The 23,552-nt window shown below is 63.1% G+C and carries 21 protein-coding genes, 1 tRNA gene and 2 pseudogenes; 10 read left to right on the top strand and 14 right to left on the bottom strand.

Annotated elements, in window-relative coordinates:
* Positions 1 to 17 precede the first annotated feature (17 nt).
* Complete coding sequence (locus CJ010_RS08510; protein ID WP_141017636.1) at positions 18 to 1,751, bottom strand: alpha/beta hydrolase; 1,734 nt, start codon at positions 1,749 to 1,751, stop codon at positions 18 to 20.
* Positions 1,752 to 1,839: 88 nt separating this feature from the next.
* Complete coding sequence (locus tag CJ010_RS08505; protein WP_141017635.1) at positions 1,840 to 3,249, bottom strand: MBL fold metallo-hydrolase RNA specificity domain-containing protein; 1,410 nt, start codon at positions 3,247 to 3,249, stop codon at positions 1,840 to 1,842.
* A gap of 127 nt (positions 3,250 to 3,376) precedes the next feature.
* Here CJ010_RS08505 and CJ010_RS08500 point away from each other — a divergent pair, with 127 nt between their 5' ends.
* Positions 3,377 to 3,820, top strand: coding sequence for a universal stress protein (locus CJ010_RS08500; RefSeq protein ID WP_141017634.1), 444 nt, complete (start codon positions 3,377 to 3,379; stop codon positions 3,818 to 3,820).
* Positions 3,821 to 4,011: 191 nt separating this feature from the next.
* A tRNA-Arg gene (locus tag CJ010_RS08495) sits at positions 4,012 to 4,088 on the top strand.
* A 93-nt stretch (positions 4,089 to 4,181) separates the two neighbouring features.
* Here CJ010_RS08495 and CJ010_RS08490 read toward each other — a convergent pair.
* The 12 genes and pseudogenes from CJ010_RS08490 to CJ010_RS08435 form a co-directional block, all read right to left on the bottom strand.
* Positions 4,182 to 4,418, bottom strand: coding sequence for a hypothetical protein (locus tag CJ010_RS08490; RefSeq protein WP_141017633.1), 237 nt, complete (start codon positions 4,416 to 4,418; stop codon positions 4,182 to 4,184).
* A gap of 32 nt (positions 4,419 to 4,450) precedes the next feature.
* Entirely contained in the window at positions 4,451 to 4,600 is a 150-nt protein-coding gene (locus tag CJ010_RS08485) for a DUF3149 domain-containing protein (protein ID WP_141017632.1), read from the bottom strand.
* 26 nt (positions 4,601 to 4,626) lie between these two features.
* Positions 4,627 to 5,142, bottom strand: coding sequence for a FixH family protein (locus tag CJ010_RS08480; RefSeq protein ID WP_141017631.1), 516 nt, complete (start codon positions 5,140 to 5,142; stop codon positions 4,627 to 4,629).
* Positions 5,143 to 5,146: 4 nt separating this feature from the next.
* Entirely contained in the window at positions 5,147 to 6,574 is a 1,428-nt protein-coding gene (ccoG, locus tag CJ010_RS08475) for a cytochrome c oxidase accessory protein CcoG (protein ID WP_141017630.1), read from the bottom strand.
* Between the two features lie 75 nt (positions 6,575 to 6,649).
* Positions 6,650 to 7,543, bottom strand: a complete 894-nt coding sequence (ccoP, locus tag CJ010_RS08470; protein ID WP_141017629.1) for a cytochrome-c oxidase, cbb3-type subunit III — start codon at positions 7,541 to 7,543, stop codon at positions 6,650 to 6,652.
* A 4-nt stretch (positions 7,544 to 7,547) separates the two neighbouring features.
* Positions 7,548 to 7,724 (bottom strand): cbb3-type cytochrome c oxidase subunit 3, encoded by a 177-nt coding sequence (locus CJ010_RS08465; RefSeq protein WP_141017628.1) that lies wholly within the window; start codon positions 7,722 to 7,724, stop codon positions 7,548 to 7,550.
* A gap of 18 nt (positions 7,725 to 7,742) precedes the next feature.
* Positions 7,743 to 8,378, bottom strand: coding sequence for a cytochrome-c oxidase, cbb3-type subunit II (ccoO, locus tag CJ010_RS08460; protein WP_141017627.1), 636 nt, complete (start codon positions 8,376 to 8,378; stop codon positions 7,743 to 7,745).
* A 15-nt stretch (positions 8,379 to 8,393) separates the two neighbouring features.
* Positions 8,394 to 9,818 carry a cytochrome-c oxidase, cbb3-type subunit I gene (ccoN, locus tag CJ010_RS08455; protein WP_141017626.1) on the bottom strand — a complete coding sequence of 475 codons (1,425 nt, stop codon included), beginning with the start codon at positions 9,816 to 9,818 and terminating at the stop codon, positions 8,394 to 8,396.
* A gap of 364 nt (positions 9,819 to 10,182) precedes the next feature.
* Positions 10,183 to 10,410: a cbb3-type cytochrome oxidase assembly protein CcoS gene (ccoS, locus tag CJ010_RS08450; RefSeq protein ID WP_141017625.1), complete on the bottom strand. Its 228-nt coding sequence runs from the start codon at positions 10,408 to 10,410 to the stop codon at positions 10,183 to 10,185.
* A gap of 8 nt (positions 10,411 to 10,418) precedes the next feature.
* Positions 10,419 to 12,902: a heavy metal translocating P-type ATPase gene (locus tag CJ010_RS08445; RefSeq protein WP_141017624.1), complete on the bottom strand. Its 2,484-nt coding sequence runs from the start codon at positions 12,900 to 12,902 to the stop codon at positions 10,419 to 10,421.
* Positions 12,903 to 13,078: 176 nt separating this feature from the next.
* Positions 13,079 to 13,845: pseudogene (locus tag CJ010_RS08440) on the bottom strand (3-hydroxyacyl-CoA dehydrogenase).
* 133 nt (positions 13,846 to 13,978) lie between these two features.
* Positions 13,979 to 15,121: pseudogene (locus CJ010_RS08435) on the bottom strand (lytic murein transglycosylase).
* Positions 15,122 to 15,551: 430 nt separating this feature from the next.
* Between CJ010_RS08435 and CJ010_RS08430 the strand changes: the two are divergent.
* From CJ010_RS08430 to CJ010_RS08395, 8 genes are all read left to right on the top strand, one after another.
* The gene (locus CJ010_RS08430) at positions 15,552 to 16,562 is read left to right on the top strand and encodes a sulfate ABC transporter substrate-binding protein (protein WP_141017623.1); all 1,011 of its coding nucleotides are present in this window, start codon (positions 15,552 to 15,554) and stop codon (positions 16,560 to 16,562) included.
* Positions 16,562 to 17,416, top strand: coding sequence for a sulfate ABC transporter permease subunit CysT (cysT, locus tag CJ010_RS08425; RefSeq protein WP_141017622.1), 855 nt, complete (start codon positions 16,562 to 16,564; stop codon positions 17,414 to 17,416). The genes CJ010_RS08430 and cysT overlap by 1 nt, the downstream gene beginning before the upstream one ends.
* Positions 17,416 to 18,303, top strand: a complete 888-nt coding sequence (cysW, locus tag CJ010_RS08420; protein WP_141017621.1) for a sulfate ABC transporter permease subunit CysW — start codon at positions 17,416 to 17,418, stop codon at positions 18,301 to 18,303. The genes cysT and cysW overlap by 1 nt, the downstream gene beginning before the upstream one ends.
* Before the next feature lie 13 nt (positions 18,304 to 18,316).
* Positions 18,317 to 19,402 (top strand): sulfate/molybdate ABC transporter ATP-binding protein, encoded by a 1,086-nt coding sequence (locus CJ010_RS08415; RefSeq protein ID WP_141017620.1) that lies wholly within the window; start codon positions 18,317 to 18,319, stop codon positions 19,400 to 19,402.
* A gap of 2 nt (positions 19,403 to 19,404) precedes the next feature.
* A complete protein-coding gene (locus CJ010_RS08410; protein WP_141017619.1) occupies positions 19,405 to 20,340 on the top strand; it encodes a CysB family HTH-type transcriptional regulator in 936 nt (311 codons plus the stop codon).
* Positions 20,341 to 20,465: 125 nt separating this feature from the next.
* Positions 20,466 to 21,500, top strand: coding sequence for an amino acid ABC transporter substrate-binding protein (locus tag CJ010_RS08405; protein ID WP_141017618.1), 1,035 nt, complete (start codon positions 20,466 to 20,468; stop codon positions 21,498 to 21,500).
* Complete coding sequence (locus CJ010_RS08400) at positions 21,497 to 22,465, top strand: ABC transporter permease subunit (RefSeq protein WP_205754918.1); 969 nt, start codon at positions 21,497 to 21,499, stop codon at positions 22,463 to 22,465. The genes CJ010_RS08405 and CJ010_RS08400 overlap by 4 nt, the downstream gene beginning before the upstream one ends.
* On the top strand, positions 22,462 to 23,550 hold the full coding sequence (locus CJ010_RS08395) for an amino acid ABC transporter permease (protein ID WP_141017616.1): 1,089 nt from the start codon (positions 22,462 to 22,464) through the stop codon (positions 23,548 to 23,550). The genes CJ010_RS08400 and CJ010_RS08395 overlap by 4 nt, the downstream gene beginning before the upstream one ends.
* The last annotated feature ends 2 nt before the right edge of the window (positions 23,551 to 23,552 follow it).

Here is a 23,552-nt window from a genome sequence, read left to right as displayed (position 1 = left end):
CCCGGCCGTTGTCGCACTCAGCGCTCCAGCACGTAGGTGCCCGGTGCCGGAGCCAGTTGGGGAAAGACATCCGAGGCAGCCGGCCGCGCGTCGACCAGCGCCCCTGCACGGGGTTTCAACCACTGCATCCAGTCCTCCCACCAGCTCCCCTGATGCTGTTCGGCGCGTTCCAGCCATGCGTCCGCGCTTTCGGATCGATGCGCCTCGGCGACCCGGAAGCTCCGCTTTGGCGGTTTGACCACAGGATTGACGATGCCGAGGATGTGACCCGAACTCGATAGCACATAGCGCTTTGGTCCTATGACCAGATTGTTCACCCTGAAGGTCTCGGCCCAGGGCGCAATGTGGTCATCCTCGGCTGCTACCGCGTAAAGCGGTTGAGTGATCATTCCCAGGTCCAGGGGCTCGCCCGCAACCACCAGTGCATCCTTCTGTACCAGCCTGTTGTGCAGATAGAGTTCGCGCAGGTACCACGCATGCATCGCGTACGGCATGCGCGTTGTATCCATGTTCCAGTACAGCACGTCGAACGGTGGAGGCGTCTCGCCGTAGAGCCAGCCATGCACCACGTAATGCCAGATCAGACTGTTGGAACGCAACAGACGGAACGCCGAAGCCATCTCCTTGCCGTCGAGAAAGCCCTTGCGCGCCATGCCGTCGGTCAGGTAGCGAATGCTTGCCTCATCGATGAAGACCTCTATATCGCCCGGCTTGCGAAAATCGACCAGGGTGGTGAACAAGGTCCAGTCCGCAACAGGCACCGCATCTTCGGCGAAATGGCGGTTCGCCCAGGCCATGTACATGCTCAGCGCCGTACCGCCGATGCAGTAACCGGCTGCGTGGACCTTGTCCGCTCCGGTGAAGGCACGCGCCGCCTCCACCGCGGCATGCACTCCCTTCATCAGGTAATCGTCGAACCGGTAATCCCGCATTGCAGCGTCGGGGTTCTTCCAGCTCGTGATGAATACGTCCAGCCCCCGATCGAGCAGAAAACGGATCATGCTCTTCTTCGGCACAAGGTCGAGGATGTAGAACTTGTTAATCCAGGGCGTAACGATCACCACCGGTTCGGCATGCACCTTGGGCTGCGTCGGAGCATAGTGAATTAGCTCGAGCAGTTCGTTGCGAAACACCACCGCCCCAGGAGTCGTCGCGAGATTCTCGCCAACAGTGAAATCGTCCGGATTGGTCATTCGGACATTGCCGCTCCGAAGATCCTCGAGCAGGTTGTGCAGGCCTTGAGCCAGACTCTCGCCCCGCGTCTCGACTGCCTTGCGCAAGGCAACCGGATTGGTCCACAGGAAATTGGTCGGAGCCACCGCGTTGAGCCATTTCCGCCACCAGAACGCCGCCCGTCTGCGCTCCTTGCCCGACAGCCCCGGAGTGTCGTAGAGCATATCCTGCATGTGGTGGGTCAGCGCCAGGTACCACTCCTTGGTGAGATCCCAAGTCGGCGAGTCGGTCCAAACCGGATCGGAAAAACGGGCATCGTCGACGTTCGGACGGATAGGATCCTCGCCCGCCAGGCCCACAACGCGGTTCCAGGTGTGCCACTGCAAACGCCACAGGTCGCTCGACAAGCGCGCAAACCGCTCCGCGAGTTCCTGCGGATGTGAAAGCCACGCCAGCTGCGCGTGGACAATGGGCGCAGCCATGCCGAGCGGATCGAACGTACCTTCCACCAGTTCGTGCAGCTGCTGCGCCGTCCGCCTTACAGCCAGGCCGGGATCGAGCCGATCAATCTTCTTCATGTTTCACCCTGGAAATGATGGGATCCTGCCTTCGGTCATCCGTCCTGATTCTGCCACTACCCGCCAGCGCAGCAACCATGAATAACGATTAGCACAATTCGTATCGCGTCCCGCGCTGCGACAAGACAGGAGACGGCCAACCGAGCCGATGTTCGATGGCTTTGGCAAATGCAGCCGAGGCGCCGGCCTCGCCGTGTACGATAAACGTCTGACGCGGCGGCCTGGAAAAATGCGCCAGCCAGGCGAGCAAGGCGGGCTGATCGGCATGAGCCGACAGACCACCTATTGTATGAACGCTCGCCTTGACCGGAATGCGCTCACCAAAGATTGTTACCGCCCGTGCGCCATCCACGAGGCGCCTCCCCAACGTTCCAGCAGCCTGGAATCCCGTCATCACAATGGCGCAAGCGCTACGTCCAAGGTTGTAGCGCAGGTGGTGCTTGATCCGGCCGGCATCGCACATGCCACTCGCCGAGACGATAACCAGACCAGAGGGGCGACTGTTCAGCGCCATGGACTCCTCTACGTCCTGCACAAAACGTACTTTGAAGCGATCTGCATGACGTTGAGACCATGCAAAGAGCTCACGGCTCTCGGCGTCCCAAAGCCCCTCATGTCGCACCGTCAATTCGGTCACCGCCGACGCCATCGGCGAATCGACGACGACCTCAAGCGGATCCATCTTCCCTTCACGTACGAGTTTGGCAAGCACGAACAACAATTCCTGAGTACGGCCCACCGCGAACGCCGGAATGATGACATTCCCGCGCCTGCGTTTCAGGGTCTCGTGCACGACTGCTGCCAGTTCCTCTTCAGTCTCGCTCATCGAACGGTGGGCACGGTTACCGTAGGTGGACTCGACGCACAGAAAATCAGCCGCCCCGATGAAGGCGGGGTCACGTAGCACCGGGCGCTCAGGCTGCCCGAGATCCCCCGTCATCACCAGCCGACGCTCTCCCTTTCCTTCCACGACGGAAATTTCGAGGATCGCCGACCCTAGGATATGACCCGCATTGCGAAACACACAACGCACGCCCGGCCCTGGTTTCAACTCGACGTCGTAGTCCACCGCACGCAGACGCTGCAGACTGGCGCGAGCCTGCGCAACCGTATAGAGCGGTGCGACATCCCAACCACGTCTCGCATGGCGGGCACGCTGATGTCGATTGAGCCATTCGGCCTCCTTTTCCTGTATATGGGCCGAATCGAGCAGGATGACGCCTGCCAGGTCCACCGTAGCGGACGTCGCGTACACCGGTCCTTTGTACCCAAGGGCGATGAGTCGCGGCAACAAGCCTGCGTGGTCCAGATGAGCGTGAGTAAGAAGCACGAAATCAATCGCCGTCAGATCGAAGTCCAGCGCCCTGAGGTTCTTCAGGGGGGCGTCCCGCCCTCCCTGGAAAAGACCGCAGTCAACCAGGAAACAACCGGCCTGATGCCTAACCTGCGCGCATGAACCCGTCACCTCGCCAGCGGCACCGTGGAACGTGATATCCATGTTTCACCTCCAACGGCAGAATCGCCCACATCATCGCGACCCGGGTTGACCACGGTCAAGCGATACCCGCAGCCCCCGGTGGCTATAATCAAGTGCAGTCAACACAAATCAATCAAGGGAGCACGTTATGTTCAAGCACATTCTTGTCCCGACAGACGGATCCGCCTTGTCAGAGAGCACGGTGGCCCGTGCAGTCTCCTTTGCGCGCGACGCCGGTGCACGTATCACCTTCTTCTATGCTCAGCCAGACTTTCCGATGCCCATCTACGGCGAAGGCGCACTCATCGACCCGACCACGCCCGAGCAGTTCGCCAAATCTGCCGCGCTCGAAGCCGAGCGGATTCTCGACGCCGCCAAGTCAGCGGCAGACGCAGCAGGGGTACTTGCCGACACAGACACACTGGTGAACGAAGTCACATACGAGGCCATCATCAACGCCGCCGACCGCCATGGCTGCGACCTTATTTTCATGGCTTCGCACGGACGCCGCGGCATCGCAGGTCTGTTACTCGGCAGCGAAACACAAAAGGTGCTCACGCACAGCAAGACACCCGTACTTGTGTACCGCTGAATTGCATGTAGCTTCCCCGCCAACGCGGGAGAAATGACGGAATGAAGAAAGTCCTTGCGGTCCGCGAAAACATGAGCTAATATGCGCGCCGTTGCTGACGTTGAACAAACTTTCTCCCAGCGAGAAAGGCAGCGAAAGTAAAAATAGTTTGAAAAAGAAAATAAACGTGTTATAATTATTTTCTTAACAAAGCGCCCGTAGCTCATCTGGATAGAGTACCTGGCTACGAACCAGGGGGTAGGAGGTTCGAATCCTTCCGGGCGCGCCAATTCAGAAAAAGGCCAATCGAAAGATTGGCCTTTTTCATTTTGCGGAGAGGAATGCCACTTGGAACAACCAGGTGCGATCTCAATCCGATCCACTACTCCAGATGATTGATCTCCTTGGCTGTTCGCTGAAAGAAAACAGTGCTCAGGCTTGACGCTGCGCATACCAGCCAGAAGCCGATGAACCCCACCGAGTAAGTCGCAATCGGTGAGAAATGAACCGGTTTTCCCAACAAGTAGAGTTCCTGAGGGTCGATGACGGTAAAGAAAATCGCCTCGGCCAGCCCCGCCACCAGAAACGATGGCCAAAAGATCTGAATCCACTTGAGCATCTGAGCAACCTCCTTTCCCGTCATCCGGGCCGTCAGTGGTGACCAACTCCTGCCTTTTTCTCATCCTCCGCGATATGACGAACCGCGAATCGGTAAATGTATCCCGCCATGACGACAACAAAGCCGATCGTGAAGAGACTGAGCAGACCAATATCCGTACTGAACAATTCACTCCAGGCCATTTTGACACTCCTCTTTAGACTACGGTCTATGTACCGGATGGATCTATCCGGATCTCCGTCTCTGTCGGGAGGAATGCGGCCCCGTTCATACGCCACTCGCGGGGCTCGTCTTCTATCTGAAACAACCATCTTCCGGTTGAGAGTGGCGCCATCGCCCCCTCGAACACACCGTCACGGCCACTCAAGCGGATTTGCTGATCCAAACCGCCACGCGTCGGGTGAGAAACCGTCAGATGTATGGTAGCCGGAACTGCAGCCGCATTGACAGCAGACGACAGCTCGATCCGGATCGAATCGGTTCGTATCTGCAGCCTCGCCTTCAACCCCAGCGTCCGCGCACGTTCCGTGCGTTCTATGGTTTGTACGAAAGCCTTCCCTTCTTTGTAGTAGTCATCAACAACAAGTCCGTCCCAACTGTTGATCGCGATGACTAGGGTTATTACCCCCGCGATGATCGCAGTTCCCGGCAAGGCGATCAGAAACCAAGGCCACCCCTGCTTGTACCAGGGGACAGGATTTTTCTCAGTCACGCTCAGACTCATCGTATCAATTTGGCATCAGAAACGTTGTCTTCTCCCGGAGTTCCAGATCTGGAGCATCTTCGGGAGAGATTACAAAGAAGACCTCATTGGCGCCGGGTTTGCCGGCATCGCCCGGCACCAGCACCTTTACGGTCACGGACTGTGTGGCTGCCGGTCCGACATTAATGGACTCGGCACCATCGATGCGAGCCTCCCGCAGCCCGGAGACGTTCAGGCGGAAGCTACGGGAGGTTTCAGTCATGTTCATGACCTGCAGACGATAGACGTTTTCGATCATCCCGTCTTCTACCTCTCGCGCCAACGACGTGCGATCACGAAGGATGTCGACCCTGAGCGGCTCCCTAGACGCCAGTCCCCACACGAAAGCGATGCTTACGAGGGCAAGCACGCCGCCATAGATCAAGGTGCGCGGACGCAGAACGTGGCCGATGATCTCCTTTCGCCCCCAATGCTTCTTGACCGCATTCTCGGTCGAGTAGCGAATCAGGCCACGCGGGTACTCCATCTTGTCCATCACCTGATCACAGGCATCGATGCAGGCCGCACAGCCAATGCACTCGTATTGCAGTCCCTTGCGGATATCGATACCGGTCGGACAGACCTGAACGCAGATGCCGCAGTCGATACAGTCGCCCTTGTTGACCGTACGCGGATCAACCCCCTTCTTGCGCGTCCCTCTCGGCTCGCCGCGATCTTCATCGTAGGTGATCACCAAGGTATCCGGATCGAACATGACACTCTGGAAGCGTGCGTACGGGCACATGTACTTGCATACCTGCTCGCGCATTACGCCAGCGAACAGGTATGTGAAACTACCGTAAAACAGGATCCAGAAAAGTTCCCATGGGCCGAAGCTCAAGGCACGCGCCGATTTCAACAATTCATCGAGCGGAGAGAAGAAGGCAACGAAGGTAAAGCCTGTCCAGAGTGCCAAGGCGCCCCAGGCAGCATACTTCGCCGCCTTGATACCGAACTTCCGCGCGGACATTGGAGCCTTGTCCAACTTCGCACGCTTGTTGTGGTCACCCTCAATCTTTTGCTCGATCCACATGAAGATCTCGGTGTAGACCGTCTGCGGACAAGCATAACCACACCATAGGCGACCGGCGATCGCGGTAAAGAAGAACAGCGCGTACGCCGAAATGATCAACAGAATGGCAAGAAAGAAAACATCCTGTGGCCAGAAGACCCAGCCAAAGATGTAGAACTTCCGCTCGGTCAGGTGGAACAGCACAGCCTGCCGGTCATTCCACGTCAGCCACGGCAAACCGTAAAACAACAGTTGGGTGAACCACACCAGCGCCCAGCGTGACGTAGCAAAAGCTCCGCTGACCGCACGCACATAGACCTTCTTCCGAACTGCGTAGAGGCCGTCTTCGGCTTCGTTTGGGGTTGGAGGGATGGATTTCGGATCGGACGCCGGGCTGTTCATGATCGTTTTATTAGTAGATTCTTATTTTTATGATCTGAAAATGTCCCCGGGTAGTTCCCCGGGGACGCGAAGAGCTTACTTCTTATTGCTGAGGCTGGTCACATAGGCTGCAAGCAGGTGAACCTTAGCTTCACCCAGGAAGTCCTTGAAGACCGGCATCTGGTTGCTGCGACCGTTGGTGATCGTTTCAATGATCGTCGCTTCAGAAGATCCGTACAACCAGGACTTGTTGGTGAGGTTCGGGGCACCGACGGCCGTGCTGCCCTTGCCGTCCGCGCCATGGCAGGCAACGCAGTTCTGCTCGAAAATGTCCTTGCCACGCTGAGCGCGCAGAGAGTCGTGCGCGAGGCCGGACAGCGAGCGAACATAGTTCGCAGCGTCCTTCACCCCTTCTGCGCCGAGCGCCGGTCCGAACGGCGGCATCACACCCATGCGCCCACCGAGAATGGTGGTCTTAATGGTATCGGGATCGCCACCCCAGTTCCACTCGTCATCGGTCAGATTGGGAAAGCCCTTGGCACCCTGAGCAGCGGCACCGTGGCACTGGGCACAATAGGTCAGGAACATACGCTGGCCCATGGCGTTGGCTTCTGGATCGGCCGCAACCGCCTTCAGATCCTTGTCGAGATACTTGTTGAAGATCGGTGCGTAGCGCTCCTCCGCCTTGGCCATCTCGTTCTCGTACTGGTGCAGCGCACCACGACCGTCGTTGGTCTTGCCGAAACCCGGATAGATCGCCAAATACACCACCGCAAATGCAAGGGTGATCCAGAAAAGGTACATCCACCAGCGCGGCAGCGGGTTGTTGTACTCGGCAAGCGTCTCGTCCCAGACGTGACCGTGCAACTCGACCGGCCCCGATTCTCGCTTGGTCATGTTCGAGACCAGCACGAACACACAGAACAGCAAGCTCAGGGCAACCAAGCCCATCACATACACGTTCCAGAAACCGCTAACAAAGTCAGCCATCTTTTTATCCTTCCTTTCCTTGCCGGCCACCAAGGGCCGACAGATCGTCATCGGTCAAGGGCAGGAGCGCCGCTTCATCAAAGCCTTCCTTTGCGTGCCTGCTATAGGCCCAGGCGCAAATCCCCAGGAAGCACAGGAAACCCATGACGGTGATCACGGTTCTCAAATCGTTGATATCCATGGCGCTCTCCTGCTGTCCTTACCTTACGTTCTGGAGCGCGAGCCCGAGGCCTTGCAGGTAAGCGACCACCGCTTGCAGTTCCGTAATCCCCTTGACCTGCTCCGGCGCGGCGGCGATCTCCTCGTCGCTGTACTTGTGCAGACCGACCTTGTTGAGCGCCCGCATCTTGTCCTGGATGTCATCCACCTTGGCCGGACGATCCAGCCAGAAATAGGCGGGCATGTTCGACTCGGGCACGACGTCGCGCGGATTCAGCAGGTGAACGCGGTGCCATTCGTCGGAATAGCGACCGCCAACACGGGCCAGGTCGGGGCCGGTACGCTTCGAACCCCACTGGAACGGATGGTCGTAGATGGACTCACCCGCCACCGAATAGTGGCCATAGCGTTCGGTCTCAGCCCGGAACGGTCGAATCATCTGCGAGTGGCAGTTGTAGCAGCCCTCGCGGATGTACACGTCACGACCAACGAGACGGACCGGGTCGTAAGGCTTGACTGCAAGCTCCTGCCCCTTTTGATCGATCGGCGAGGTCGTCGACTTCTGGAAGAACAGCGGTACGATCTCGACCAAGCCCCCGACGCTTACGGTCAGGAGGGTCAGTACGATCATCAGGAATACGCTGCGCTCGATTGCTGCGTGTTTGGATTGAGCCATTCTTGATTTTCTCCGTTACGCGTGAGCCGCGGCAGGCGCGATGACAGGCGCGTTGTAGGCCTTCTCGCCGGCAATCGTCTTCACCATGTTGTAGAACATGATCAGCATGCCAGTCAGGAACAGCACGCCGCCGAGGAGACGGATGCTCCAGAACGGATAGCTGGCCTTGACGCCTTCGACGAACGAATAGGTGAGCGTACCGTCGGGGTTGGTGGCACGCCACATCAGGCCTTGCATCACACCGGCAATCCACATCGAGGCGATGTAGAGCACAACGCCGATGGTTGCAATCCAGAAGTGTGCGTTGATCAACTTGACGCTGTACATCTCGCTCTTGCCGTAGAGGCGCGGCAGCAGGAAATACACCGAACCGATGGAAATCATCGCCACCCAACCCAGCGCACCGGAGTGCACATGACCGACAGTCCAGTCGGTGTAGTGCGACAGCGCATTGACCGTCTTGACGGACATCATCGGACCTTCGAAGGTCGACATGCCGTAGAACGAAAGTGCGGTGATCAGGAACTTCAGGATCGGGTCGGTGCGCAGCTTATGCCAGGCGCCCGACAGGGTCATGATGCCGTTGATCATGCCACCCCAGGACGGAGCAAGCAGAATCAGCGAGAAGATCATGCCGACGGACTGGGTCCAGTCAGGCAGGGCGGTGTAGTGCAGGTGGTGCGGGCCGGCCCACATGTAGGTGAAGATCAGCGCCCAGAAGTGCACCACCGAGAGGCGGTAAGAATACACGGGACGTTCGGCCTGCTTCGGCACGAAGTAGTACATCATGCCGAGGAAGCCAGCGGTCAGGAAGAAGCCCACCGCGTTGTGACCGTACCACCACTGCACCATCGCGTCCTGAACACCGGCATAAGCAGAGTAGGACTTGGTGAGGCTGACCGGGATCGCCATGCTGTTCACGATGTGCAGCAGGGCGACGGTGATGATGAAAGCGCCGTAGAACCAGTTGGCCACATAGATGTGGGCGACGGTCCGCTTGGCGACGGTGCCGAAGAACACGACCGCGTAGGACACCCACACGACGGCGATCAGCAGATCGATCGGCCACTCAAGTTCGGCGTACTCCTTGCCGGAAGTGAAACCGAGCGGCAGCGTGATCGCGGCCAGGACGATGACCAGTTGCCAGCCCCAGAAAGTGAAAGCAGCCAGGCCCGGCGCGAACAGGCGGGTGTGGCAGGTACGCTGAACGACATAGTAAGACGTCGCGAACAGCGCACAGCCGCCGAAAGCGAAGATCACCGCATTGGTATGCAGCGGACGCAGCCGGCCGTAGCCTAGCCACTCGTGAACGCTCAACTCGGGCCATACGAGCTGTGCCGCGGCGATAACACCGACCAGCATGCCCACAATGCCCCAAACCACCGTCATGATGGCGAACTGGCGCACGACTTTGTAGTTATAAGTCGCTTGCGATTGCATGAGTCACCTCTTAGTTAAAAACCCCTTCGTAAATCCTGCCGACCCCGGAACCGGGCGCTATTTCGTTGTCCGCGGGAAGGATACGCCCGGGTCGGTTCCATAATTTGATACAGATCAACATTGTATTGCACCGCGGCAGTGCATGAAAGCATGCATCTCGGGCATGGTGGAGATCTGCTCCAAAATGGAGCAGATCTCGATGAAGTGCGGGGAAAATACAAAAAAAAAGGGTGCGCTTTGGACGCACCCCCAACCCCAACAGAGAGACAAAATTTCCTGCATCCCGCCTGCGCGAAGAACTCCGCAGGCAGAAAAAACCGTGAGTGAAGTATGCCTTTAGCCGATTTTGGGGCGTTGACCTAGATCAAACATCATTGTCATTCGCGTCCCTGGGCTTGCCGTCCGCCCCTTCGCCGGGCGCATCAACCTGCCGGCGACGATTGGGCGGCTCGTCGCGATCGTCCATCAGGAGCCGGTAAGCGGGCCCCTCGAGATCATCGTACTGGCCATTACGCAAGGCCCACCAGAAGATCACACCGATCAGGAAAACCAGCACGACCGACAGGGGAATGAGCAGATACAAGGTTTCCATCGTGTTCTTCAGGCTTTGCGCGGACGGTATTGAAGGCGGAGCGCATTCAGCACCACCAGCAACGAACTGCCGGCCATGCCGATGCCAGCCATCCACGGCGTCACCAGCCCGGCCATCGCAAGCGGCACCGAGGTGAAGTTGTAAATGAAGGACCACCAGAGGTTCTGACGAATGATGCGCAGGGTTCGTCGCGCGAGATCCATCCCTTGTCCGAGGCTAGCGAGGTTTTCGCTCAACAGCACGATGTCGGCCTGATTGCGCGCCAGATCGGTACCTCCACCCATCGCGATCGACACGTGTGCCTGGGCCAGGACAGGAGCGTCGTTGACGCCATCGCCTATCATCGCCACGACGGCAGACGGTGTCTGCTGCAGTCGCACAAGATAAGCCTGCTTGTCCTGCGGCGACATTGCACCATGGGCATCCGCGATGCCGAGACCGGTCGCCACCGCGGTCACGACGGTGGGCGCATCGCCGGACAATACCGTCGTGCGCAGGAGCTCGCCGGAAAGCTTGGCAATCAGTCCCGCCGCCTCTGCCCGCGGGGTGTCGGCAAGGCGAAAGAGCGCAAGCCATCCGCGACGAACACAGCCGAGCGCGACGACCGTTCCGCCGCGTAGCTCGACGGCATGAAGAGTCTCCGGCAAAGGACGGGCGATGCGCATGGCGACATGATCCGGCCGCCCGATCCATAGCTGTTCGCCATCGACGCGACCTCCCAACCCCTGCCCGGTTTCGGCACGGACATCGGTCGCGACAGGCAGGACGCGATCGACAGCGTCGCGCACCCCGGCCGCTATCGGATGCTCGGATCCCTGCTCCAGGGCCGCGGCAAGCACCAGTGCATCGGCGGCCGGAATCTCTCCCAGTGGCAGCGTTTCCTGCAACGCCATCCGGCCGTAGGTCAGCGTTCCCGTCTTGTCGAACACGAAGTGGTTGGCGTTCGCCAGCGTCTCGATGGCATGGCCGCGCGTCACCAGCACACCCATGCGAGCGAGGGCGTCGGTGCCTACCGTAAGCGCGGTCGGTGTGGCCAACGATAGCGCGCACGGACAAGCCACCACCAGCACCGAGACGAAGACCCACAGCGCACGCTGCGGATCGACGAAGTACCACACTACGCCCGTGAGTGCAGCCAGTACCAGCAGGGTGACGATGAAGACCACCGCGACCCGGTCGGACTGCGCCGCGATCCTCGGCTTCTCCTCTGCCGCACGTTCCATCAGCCGGCGGATCGCTGCCAGCCGGGTCGCATCGCCCACCTGCTCAACGCGGAACACCAACGGACTGGAGATATTAATGCTGCCACCGGTCAACGTAGCCCCTGTCGCCTTCGGCACCGGGCGGCTCTCACCGGTCAGCAGCGCCTCATTGGCATCGCTGCGTCCTTCGACGACGACACCGTCGGCCGGAATCACCTCGCCGGGGCGCACACGCACCAGATCGCCCGGCGTCAACTGCGCCACCGGAATCCGCTCGTGACCACGCTCGGCATCGAGACGTTCGGCGAAGGCGGGCAGAACCTTGCCAAGTTCCTCCACGCCGCGAACGGCTTTCTGTCGCGCCAGCATCTCAAGGTAGCGACCGCCAAGCAGGAAGAACACGAACATCGTCACCGAGTCGTAATAGACCTCCGGCCCGCCAGTCACCGTTGCCCAGACACTGGCGGCAAACGCGCTGCCAACGCCGATCGCCACGGGAACATCCATGCCAAGCCGACGCAAACGGACGTCGCGCAGGGCGCGCCGGAAGAATGGCGCCGCGGAGTAGAGCACCACCGGCAGGGTCAGCAGCAGACTCGCCCATCGCATCAAGGCCTCGATGTCCGCAGTCATCTCGCCTTCACCGGCCAGATAGACCGGGACCGCGTACATCATGACCTGCATCATGCCGAAGCCGGCAACGAACACGCGCCAAAGCATGGAGCGACGCTCGCGGTGGGCGATCTGTTCCGAACGCTCCGCATCGTAGGGGTAGGCGCGATAGCCGATGGCCGCGATCGCGCCCAGGATGTCAGACAGCTTGATGCGCCGCTCGTCCCAACGTACGCGGGCACGGCGGGTGGCGTAGTTGATTTCCACGGCGGAAACGCCGGGCTGGCGGCCGACATGCTGCTCGTTGAGCCAGACGCAGGCCGCGCAGGTGATGCCCTCGAGGATCAGCGAAGCTTCGCGCTCATGCTCGCCAACCGGGCGTACGAAAGACTTCTGGAAATCGGGATGGTCGAACAGGCCGAGTTCCTGGAGTTCCGGAGGCAGTGCCTCGCGACGCTGCTCGGGCATGGCATCGCGATGGCGGTAGTAGTCTTCGAGACCGTTGTCGACGATGGACTGGGCCACCGCCTCGCAGCCCACGCAGCACATCCGCCGGTTGGCGCCGTCGATTCGTACGTAGTGCCGGGTCTCGGCCGGAATGGGCAGGCCGCAGTGGTAGCAGTCCTGATCGCTATCGGCGGCCGCGGCGTCTACGGCAGGCAAGTCGGGTGAGTTCATGGATCGGGGACATTGCCGGCCGCGGGAGCGGCGGTGCTGTCCCGGGGGTCACGACGGGAAGCGCACCTTGTAGCACATTTCACCAAACCGACCAATGCGCCAACGCAAATGCGCTGCAGACAGGGCGGTGGCGGCATGCTGCCACCGCCCTGTCTGCAGTCGGGCTGGGATTCGCCTTACTTCGGCGCCATCCGGATCGCGCCGTCGAGGCGGATCACCTCGCCATTCAGATAGGGATTCTCGATGATGCTGCGTACCAGCGCAGCATACTCCGACGGTCTGCCCAGCCGCGAAGGAAAGGGCACCATCTTGCCGAGCGAATCCTGCACTTCCTGCGGCATGCCCATCAGCATCGGCGTTTCCATGATGCCCGGCGCGATCGTCATCACCCGGATGCCGAAACGGGCCAACTCGCGTGCCACCGGCAAGGTCAGGCCAACGATGCCGGCCTTGGAGGCCGCATAGGCCGCCTGACCGATCTGACCGTCATAGGCGGCCACGACGCGGTGCTGACGATGACGCCGCGCTCGCCCTCCTCGTTCGGTGCTGCCTTGCTCATGATGTCGGCCGCCAGCCGCATCATGTTGAAGCTGCCCACGAGGTTGATGTTGATCGTGCGGGCAAAGGCATCGAGCCGGTGCGGCAGCTCGCGGCCCACCACCTTTTCGGCCGGCGCCACACCGGCGCAGTTCACCAGTCCGGACAAGCCGCCAAAGCCGTTCAGCGCGCACTCGAACGCCGTCTTCGCGCTGGACTCGTCCGCGACGTCGGTCTTCACGAAGCGCGCCGCCTCACCCAACTCGGCGGCCACGGCTGCACCCGCCGCCTCGTTTACGTCGGCCAGCACCACCTTGCCGCCAGCAGCGACCAGCATGCGCGCCGTCGCCGCACCGAGGCCGGAGCCTCCGCCCGTCACCACGAATACGCTGTTCTCGATTTTCATGCGTGCGCCTCCTTCCACCCTGTCGTCGGTATTGCGATTGGCGGCACCTTAGTTTCAGTTGACGTAAACGTCAACTTAATCCGCGCGATTGCGCCAGACCAGCGCGAGCCGGCGCAATCGGGAGCGCCTGAGCTCAACTGGAAGGCTGGCGCAGCGCCTGCAGGATGCGCTGGCCGGCGCGGCCGTCCGCTTCCAGACCAAGTTCGGTCTGGACCTTGCGCAAAGCTTCACGCGTACGTGCGCCTATCATTCCGTCCGGCTCGCCGATGTCGTATCCGCGGGCGATCAAGCGCTGCTGCAGCTCCCGCCGCTCGGCGCGGGACAGGCCTGGGTCGTCGGTCGGCCAAGCCCGGACGAAGGGTCCCGCCACGCAGACGATCCGACAGGTGCGCGATCGCCAGCGCGTAGCTCTCGGCCGCGTTGTAGCTGTACACAGCGTCGAAATTGCGCGTCACCACGAAAGCCGGACCAGCTGCGCCGGGGGCAGGAGAATGGCAGCGCTACCGTTGGCATCGAGCGCGGAGCCATCCCCCCGCTTCACGCCTCTGGCTGCCCATTCGCTCAAGGGCCGCTTGTTCTTCCTCCCTGCAACCGACGCATCGAAGCCCGGCGGCAACTGCACTTCATAGCCCCACGGCAGACCGCTCTGCCAGCCAGCCTTACGCAGGAAGTTGGCGGTGGATGCGAGGGCATCCGGCACGCTGTCGACCAGGTCGCGACGGCCATCGCCGTCGAAATCGACCGCCAGTCGCATATAGGTTGTCGGCATGAAACTGGGTGTGGCCAAAGGCCCCGGCCCAGGAGCCGTTCAAACGCTCGGGCGCGACCTGTTCGCCCTCGACGATTCTCATCGTGGCGAACAGCTCCTGGCGGAAGAAGGGCTGACGGCGCCCGTTGCAGGACAGGGTCGCCAGCGAGGTCAGCAACGGGCGACCACCGAAGTTGCGCCCATAATGCTTTCCACGCCCCACACCGCGACGACCGTCGCCGCATCGACACCGTAGGCCGCCTCCACCCGGGCGAGCACATCCGCCCATTGCGTCAGCATCGCCTTGCCGTCGTTCACTCGCTCCTCGTCCACCAGACCCGCCATGTAATCCCAGATCGGCGTGACGAACTCGGGTTGGGCATCGAGCAGCGCGACCACGCTCATGTCCGCCTGCAGGCCGGCGGTAAGGCGATCGAAACCGGCACCGGACACCCCCGCGGCAACGGCATCCGGACGCAGTTGGGCAAGACAGCCGGAAAGCTCATCGGCATGGGCGGCCTGGAGCAGAGGATGCTCAGACCGGGCAAGACAGCACGGCGCACGCGGGCCGTCATCACGGACGCAGGGTTGCGACGGCCGCGCAAGCGCGGGCGGACAAGGGTCGTCATCGGTATCTCCCCAGACAGAATGCGGCGAAGACCGCCACGACCCGTCGATTATACGAGGCCCATGTCCGACGGCCGGACCGCCGCCACGTTCGGCTGACTTCACTTTTTGCGATATCGAGCGCAGATATTCGTAGAAGCACCCCGTGCACTGCCGCCCTCATTACAAGCCGCTGTTCCATATCGATTTTTCTGCATAGACGCAGGCGCGCCCCGTACCTTGCCCGATCTTTATTCCAAAATACCACTATAGAAATATCCGCTTATCGATTCCCGTTCTTTTTGCAGCGCACTAATCTCGCCTGGAAGTTGAAACCAACAGGAATGCACGCATGAACTTCCGTCTTCGCACATTGCTCGTCGTCGCCCTCGGCGGACTTTCCGTCGCCATACTGCCGGCCGCCCATGCCCAGACCACGCTGCTCAATGCGTCCTACGACGTCACCCGCGAGCTCTACAAGGACATCAACCCCGCCTTCTCCGCCTGGTACAAGGCGAAAGCCGGCAAGGACGTCACGGTGAACCAGTCCCACGGCGGCTCCAGCAAGCAGGCGCTGTCGGTGGCGGCTGGGCTGGAAGCCGACGTGGTGACGATGAACCAGTCCACCGACATCGACATCCTGGTCGAACGCGGCAAGCTGGTCGCACCCGACTGGCGCAAGCGCTTCCCGCACGAGGCCACGCCCTACACCACCTACTCGGTGTTCCTGGTGCGCAAGGGCAACCCGAAGAACATCAAGGACTGGAACGACCTCGCCCGCAACGGCCTGTCGGTGATCGTCCCCAACCCCAAAACCTCCGGCAACGGCCGCTACACCTATCTCGCCGCCTGGGGCAGCGTGGTCGCCAGGGGCGGCTCCGAAGCCGACGCGCGCAACTTCGTCACCCAGGTGTTCCGCAACGTGCCGGTGTTCGACGGCGGCGGCCGCGGCGCCACCACCACCTTCACCCAGCGCGACATCGGCGATGTGCTCGTCACCTTCGAGAACGAGGCCGCTCAGATCGCCAAGGAGCTGGGCGAAGGCCAGTTCGACGTGGTCTATCCGTCGATCACCATCGATGCCAGCCCGCCGGTGGCGGTGGTCGAAAGCGTGGTCGCCAAGCGCGGCACCGCCGCCGAAGCCAAGGCCTACCTCGACTTCCTCTACTCGGACGACGGCCAGAAGATCATCGTCAAGCACTGGTTCCGGCCGCGTTCGGAAGCGCTGCTCAAGGCCAACGCCGACCGCTTCCCGCCGATCAAGGCCTTCAAGGTCGAGGAACTGCTGGGCAGCTGGGCCGACGTGCAGAAGAAGCACTTCGCCGACGGCGGCATCTACGACCAGATCGTGGTGAACCGCTGATGAGCGCTGCAAGCTTCTTCAACCCGACATGCCAGACCCGCGTGCTGCCGGGCTTCGGCCTGTCGCTCGGCTACACGCTGGTTTATCTGTCGCTGATCGTGCTGGTGCCGCTGGCTGCTGTCTTCCTCAAGACGGCCAGCCTCGGCTGGGCCGACTTCTGGACCGTGGTCACCAACCCGCGCGTGATCGCCTCCTACAAGCTGTCCTTCGGCGCCTCGCTGCTCGCCGCCGCGATCAACGCGGTGTTCGGCCTGATGCTGGCGTGGGCGCTGGTGCGCTACAGCTTCCCCGGCAAGAAGCTGATCGACGCCCTGGTCGATCTGCCCTTTGCGCTGCCCACCGCGGTAGCCGGCATCGCGCTCACCGCCCTCTACGCCGGCAACGGCTGGGTCGGCAAGCTGCTCGAACCGCTCGGCATCAAGGTCGCCTTCACCCCGCTCGGCGTGCTGGTGGCGCTGGTCTTCATCGGCGTGCCCTTTGTCGTGCGCACGGTGCAACCCATCCTGGAAGACATGGAGACCGAGCTCGAAGAAGCCGCTGCCAGCCTGGGGGCGCATCGCTGGCAGACCTTCACCAAGGTGATCCTGCCCATCCTGCTGCCGGCGCTGCTGACCGGTTTTGCACTGGCCTTTGCGCGCGCGGTGGGCGAGTACGGCTCGGTCATCTTCATTGCCGGCAACATCCCGATGGTGTCGGAAATCACGCCGCTGATGATCATCACCAAGCTCGAACAATACGACTACGTCGGCGCCACCGCGATCGCCGTGGTGATGCTGGTGTTCTCCTTCGCGCTGCTGCTGGTCATCAATCTGCTGCAGGCGTGGAGTGCGAAACGGACCGGGAGGAACCGCTGATGGCTGCCGCCGCTGGCGTACTGCACGGCCGGGCCGACGCCCGCCGTTACGAAGACAACTCCGCGACGCGTGAAGCGCCGTGGGTGAAGTGGACCATTCTCGGCCTGGCGCTCGGCTTCTTCGCGCTGTTCCTGCTGCTGCCGCTGATCGCGGTGTTTGCCGAGGCGCTGCGCAAGGGCTGGATCACCTATCTCACCTCGCTGTCGGATGCCGACGCGCTGTCGGCGATCAAGCTGACGCTGATCACCGCGGCCATCGCGGTGCCGCTCAACCTGGTGTTCGGCGTCGCCGCGGCGTGGGCGATCGCCAAGTTCGAGTTCCGCGGCAAGCACTTCCTCACCACGCTGATCGACCTGCCGTTCTCGGTGTCGCCGGTGGTCGCCGGCCTGATCTACGTGCTGCTGTTCGGCGCCCATGGCTGGTTCGGCGGCTGGCTGGCGGCACACGACGTGAAGATCATCTTCGCGGTGCCCGGCATCGTGCTGGCGACGGTGTTCGTCACCTTCCCCTTCGTCGCCCGCGAGCTGATCCCGCTGATGGAAGCCCAGGGCCGCGAGGAGGAGGAAGCCGCGGTGGTGCTCGGCGCTTCCGGCTTCCAGACCTTCTGGCGGGTGACCCTGCCCAACATCAAGTGGGGCCTGCTCTACGGCGTGATCCTGTGCAACGCGCGCGCTTTCGGCGAGTTCGGCGCGGTCAGCGTGGTGTCCGGCCACATCCGCGGCCAGACCAACACCATGCCGCTGCATGTCGAGATTCTCTACAACGAATACAACTTCGCGGCCGCCTTCGCGGTGGCCTCCCTGCTGGCGCTGCTGGCGCTGGTGACGCTGGGCCTGAAGTCCTTCATCGAGTGGAAGGCCGGCCAGACGCATACCGAATCGGAATGAGGAAGCACGCACCATGAGCATCCAGGTCGAAAACATCCACAAGCAGTTCGGCAGCTTCACCGCGCTGAACGACGTCTCGCTCGACTTCCCCAGCGGCGAACTGGTCGCCCTGCTCGGCCCCTCCGGCTGCGGCAAGACCACGCTGCTGCGCGTCATCGCCGGGCTGGAAACGGCGGATTCCGGCCGCGTCATCCTCGAAGGCGAAGACGCCTCCGGCACCCATGTGCGCGAACGCCAGGTCGGCTTCGTGTTCCAGCATTACGCGCTGTTCCGCCACATGACCGTGTTCGAGAACGTCGCCTTCGGTCTGCGCGTGAAGCCGCGCAAGGAACGCCCGAGCGAAGCCGAGATCAGGAAGCGCGTCCATCGCCTGCTGGAACTCGTGCAGCTCGACTGGCTGGCCGACCGCTTCCCGGCGCAGCTTTCCGGCGGCCAGCGCCAGCGCATCGCGCTGGCCCGGGCACTGGCGGTGGAACCGCGCGTGCTGCTGCTCGACGAGCCCTTCGGCGCGCTCGACGCCAAGGTGCGCAAGGAACTGCGTCGCTGGCTGCGCCGGCTGCACGACGAACTCCACGTTACCTCCATCTTCGTCACCCACGACCAGGAAGAAGCGCTGGAAGTGGCCGACCGCGTGGTGCTGATGAACAAGGGCAAGGTGGAACAGGTCGGCACCCCGCAGGAAGTCTATGAGCACCCGGCCACGCCCTTCGTCTATGGCTTCCTCGGCGCGGTCAATCTCTTCCACGGCCGCGTCGATGGCGAACACGTGCGCGTCGGCGAGGCGGTGCTGCCGCACGACGGCCGCGATGCGGAGCACGGCGTCGATGTGGTCGGCTTCGCCCGTCCGCACGAACTCGACATCGTCACCGACCTCGCCGCGCCCAACGGCGTCGATGCCATCGTCGCCCGCGTGCTCGCCTTCGGCGCCAGCGTGCGGGTGGAGCTCGACGCCGTCGAAGCCGAGGGCGACAGCGGCCTGCCGCGCCACTACGAGGTGGTGCTCACCCGCGAACGCCTGGCCAGCCTGCCGCTCGCGGAAGGCCAGCGTGTCCGCCTGGTACCGTCACAATTGCGCGTATTCCCGCGCGAGGCAGCCTGACCATGAACTTCCAGCAATTGCGCATCGTGCGCGAAACGGTGAGGCGCAACTTCAACCTCACCGAGGTCGCCAACGCGCTCTACACCGCGCAGTCGGGCGTCTCGAAGCACATCAAGGACCTGGAGGACGAGCTCGGCGTCGAACTCTTCGTGCGCCGCGGCAAGCGCCTGCTCGGTCTGACCGAGCCGGGCAAGGAACTGCTGCCCATCGTCGAACGCATCCTGCTCGATACCCAGAACATCAAGCGCCTGGGCGAGCAGTTCTCGCAAAAGGACAAGGGCCACCTCGCCATCGCCACCACCCACACCCAGGCGCGCTATGCGCTGCCGCCGGTGGTGACGCGCTTCAAGCAGGAATTCCCCAAGGTGCACCTCGAACTGCACCAGTGCGGACCGAAGGAGATCGTCGCGCTGCTGCGCGGCGGCCAGGTGGACATCGGCATCGCCACCGAGGCGCTCGGCGACGAAGACGACCTGGTGAGCTTCCCCTTCTACCACTGGCAGCACACCCTGATCGTGCCGGAGGACCATCCGCTCACCCAGGTCCATCCGCTGACGCTGGAAGCGGTGACCGAATACCCCATCATCACCTACCACGAGGGCTACACCGGCCGCACCCGCATCGACGCCGCCTTTGCGCGCGCGGGGCTGACGCCCGACATCGTGATGTCCGCGCTCGATGCCGACGTGATCAAGGCCTACGTCGAGCTCGGCCACGGCGTCGGCATCATCGCGGCGATGGCCTTCCATCCGCAACGCGACGCCGGGCTCAAGCTGCTCGACAGCAAGGGCCTGTTCGAGATGAACACCACCTGGATCGCGCTGCGTCGCGGCCACTACCTGCGCGGCTACGCGCTGCGCTTCATCGAATGCTGCTCGCCGACGCTGACCGAGGCCAAGGTGCGCGACGCGGTATTTCCCAAGGTGTCGACGCAGTAGGCAAGCCGCCCTCGGCACGGCATGGCAGCATGCCGCGGGCGTGTCCCGGCCTCGGCCGGGCGCCATTCGCGCCGAATCGTGCAAGAATCGGCGCTCCGTCCTCTTCCGGACACCTTCCCGCTGCCATGAAGAATCCCTTTCGACGTCTCTCGACCGCGCTCGCCCTGCTGTTGGCGAGCACGCTGTTCGCCCCCGCCAGCCAGGCCGGCGCCACCCTCGACCAGATCAAGCGCAAGGGCGAAATCGCCTGCGGCGTCAGCTCCGGCGTGCCCGGCTTTTCCGCCACCGACAGCCGCGGCAACTGGAGCGGGCTGGATGTCGACGTCTGTCGCGCGCTGGCCGCCGCGGTGCTGGGCGACGGCAACAAGGTGAAGTGGGTCCCGCTCGGCTCGCAGCAGCGCTTTTCGGCGCTGCAGGCCGGCGAGGTCGACATCCTGTCGCGCAACACCACCTGGACGCTCACCCGCGACGCCTCGCTCGGCCTGGCCTTCACCGCCATCACCTATTACGACGGCCAGGGTTTCCTGGTGCCCAAGTCGATCAAGGTGACGAGCGCCAAGCAGCTGCGCGACGCCGAAATCTGCGTGCAGTCCGGCACCACCACCGAAAAGAACCTTGCCGACTACTTCCGCCGCTTGGGCATCCGCGTCAAGCCGGTGGTGTTCGAGAAGTTCGACGCCTCGCTCAAGGCCTTCTTCAACGGCCGCTGCGTCGCCTACACCACCGACGCCTCCAGCCTCGCCGGCATCCGCGCCGGCGAAGCGCCCAAGCCCGACGACTACCTCATCCTGCCCGAGACCATCTCCAAGGAACCGCTCGGCCCCATCGTGCGACGTGGCGACGACGAGTGGTTCACCATCGTCAAGTGGGTGATCTACGCGCTGATCGAGGCCGAGGAGCTCGGCGTCACCCGCGACAACGCCGACAAGCAGGCCGCGGGCGGCGATCCGGCGGTCGGCCGGCTGCTCGGCAAGACCGAAGACCTCGGCAAGCCGCTCGGGCTGGATGCGCAGTGGGCCTATCGCGCGGTGCGCGCGGTAGGCAACTACGGCGAGATCTTCGAACGCAACCTCGGCGCCGGCTCGCCGCTGCGCCTGCCGCGCGGCCAGAACGCGCTGTGGAGCCAGGGCGGCCTGATGTACGCCCCGCCGCTGCGGTGACCCGGCCCGGCACCGCAGGCCGCAGCCTGCTGCTGCAACTGGGGCTGCTCGCGCTGATCGCCGCCGCCCTGTGGCTGCTCGCCGCCACCGCCGCCGGCCACATGCGCGAACGCGGCATCCACAGCGGCTTCGACTTCCTGCTGCAGTCGGCGGGCTTCTGGATTTCGGAGGGCGTGCCCGCCTTCGACCCGGCGGAAAGTTACCTGAAGGCCTTCGGCGTCGGCCTCGCCAACACCTTGCGGGTGGCGCTGCCGGCCACGCTCGCGGCGCTCGCGATCGGCTTCCTGGTCGGCCTCGGCCGCATCGCCCACAACCCGCTGCTGCGCGCCTGCTGCACCGCCTACGTGGAGACGCTGCGCAACATCCCGCTGCTGCTGCAACTGCTTGCCTGGTACTTCGTGCTGACCGCGGTGCTGCCGCCGGCGGCGCAGGCGATCGAACTGCTGCCCCATGTGTATCTCGGCAAGAACGGCCTCGCCCTGCCCTGGCCCGGCAGCGACGGCCTGGAGCTGCCGGAGCGCGGCAGTTTCTCGATCAGCGGCGGCGCCCAGCTGTCGCCGGAATACCTCGCGCTCCTCATCGGGCTGGCGAGCTACACCGCCAGCTACGTCGCCGAATCGGTGCGCGCCGGCGTGCAGGCGGTGTCCGCCGGCCAGACGCAGGCGGCGGCCGCGCTCGGCCTGCGCCGCGGCCAGATCCTGCGCCACATCACCCTGCCGCAGGCGCTGCCGGCCATCGTGCCGCCGCTCGCCAACCATGCGCTCAACCTGGTCAAGAACAGCTCGCTGGCGGTGGCGATCGGTTATCCGGACCTGGTGTCGATCGCCAACACCACGCTCAACCAGACCGGCCGCGCGGTGGAATGCATCGCCATCGTGGTGGCGGTGTATGTGACGATCTGCGCGCTCGGCATCGGCCTCGCCCATCTGCTCGAGCACCGCTTCGGCCACTGGCAGCACGCATGAGAACCGCCTCCCTTGCCCCGCGCCGCGGTTTAGTCGCCAGCCTGCGCAGCCGCTTGTTCGACGGCCCATGGTCGTCGCTCGCCACGCTCGTCATCCTCGCCCTGCTGCTCTTCCTCGGCCAGCGCCTGATCGGCTGGGCCGTAGTCGATGCGGTGTGGGTGGCGGACACCGTACGCTGCGAGGCAGCCCGCGGCGCCTGCTGGGGCGTGATCGCCGAGAAGCACCGTGCCATCCTGTTCGGCCGCTACCCCTACGATGCGCAGTGGCGCCCTCTGCTGGCGACGCTGGTCCTGCTCGTCGCCATCGCGTTGACACTGCTTGCCGCCGGCCGGCGGCCCAGCGCAACGGGCGCCCGGCGCTGGCGCCTCGTCGGCGCTGCCTGGCTGGCCGCCCTGGCGCTGTTCCCCTTGCTGATGGGTGGCGGCCTCGCCGGGCTGGCGCCGGTGCCCACCGAACTGTGGGGTGGCCTGCCGCTGACGCTGATGCTGGCGGTGGGCGGCATCGCTACCGCCTTCCCGCTCGCCATCGCGCTGGCGCTCGGCCGCAGCGGACCGCTACCGGCGATGCGCGCGGTGTGTTCGGTGTATGTGGAGCTGATCCGCAGCGTGCCGCTGGTGCCGGCACTCTTCCTCGCCTCCTTCCTGGTGCCGCTGCTGCTGCCGGCCGACTGGCAGGTGGATGTGCTGTTCCGCGTGCAGGTGGCGATCACGCTGTTCGCCGCCGCCTACCTCGCCGAGGCGATCCGCGGCGCACTGCTGGCCATCTCCGACGGTCAGCGCCAGGCCGCCGCCGCGCTGGGCCTGGGCTGGTGGCAGACCCAGCGTCACATCCTGCTGCCGCAGGCGCTGCGCAACGCGACGCCGTCGATCGCCAACAGCTTCATCAACCTGTTCAAGGACACCTCGCTGGTGGTGGTCGTCAGCCTCTACGAACTGACCGGCGCGCTCGAAATCGCGCTGGCGGGCGATGCCGAATGGCGCAGCTATCAGCTCGAGGGCTACGTCTTCATAGGCGCGATCTACTGGACGGGCTGCTTCGCGCTTTCGCGCGCCAGCCGGCGGCTGGAGCGCCCCCAGGCCGGCTAGGC

It is taken from the genome of Azoarcus sp. DD4 (assembly GCF_006496635.1).
In the GTDB taxonomy this organism is placed as follows: Bacteria; Pseudomonadota; Gammaproteobacteria; order Burkholderiales; family Rhodocyclaceae; genus Azoarcus.
This window is presented reverse-complemented; position numbering and strand designations above follow the sequence as displayed.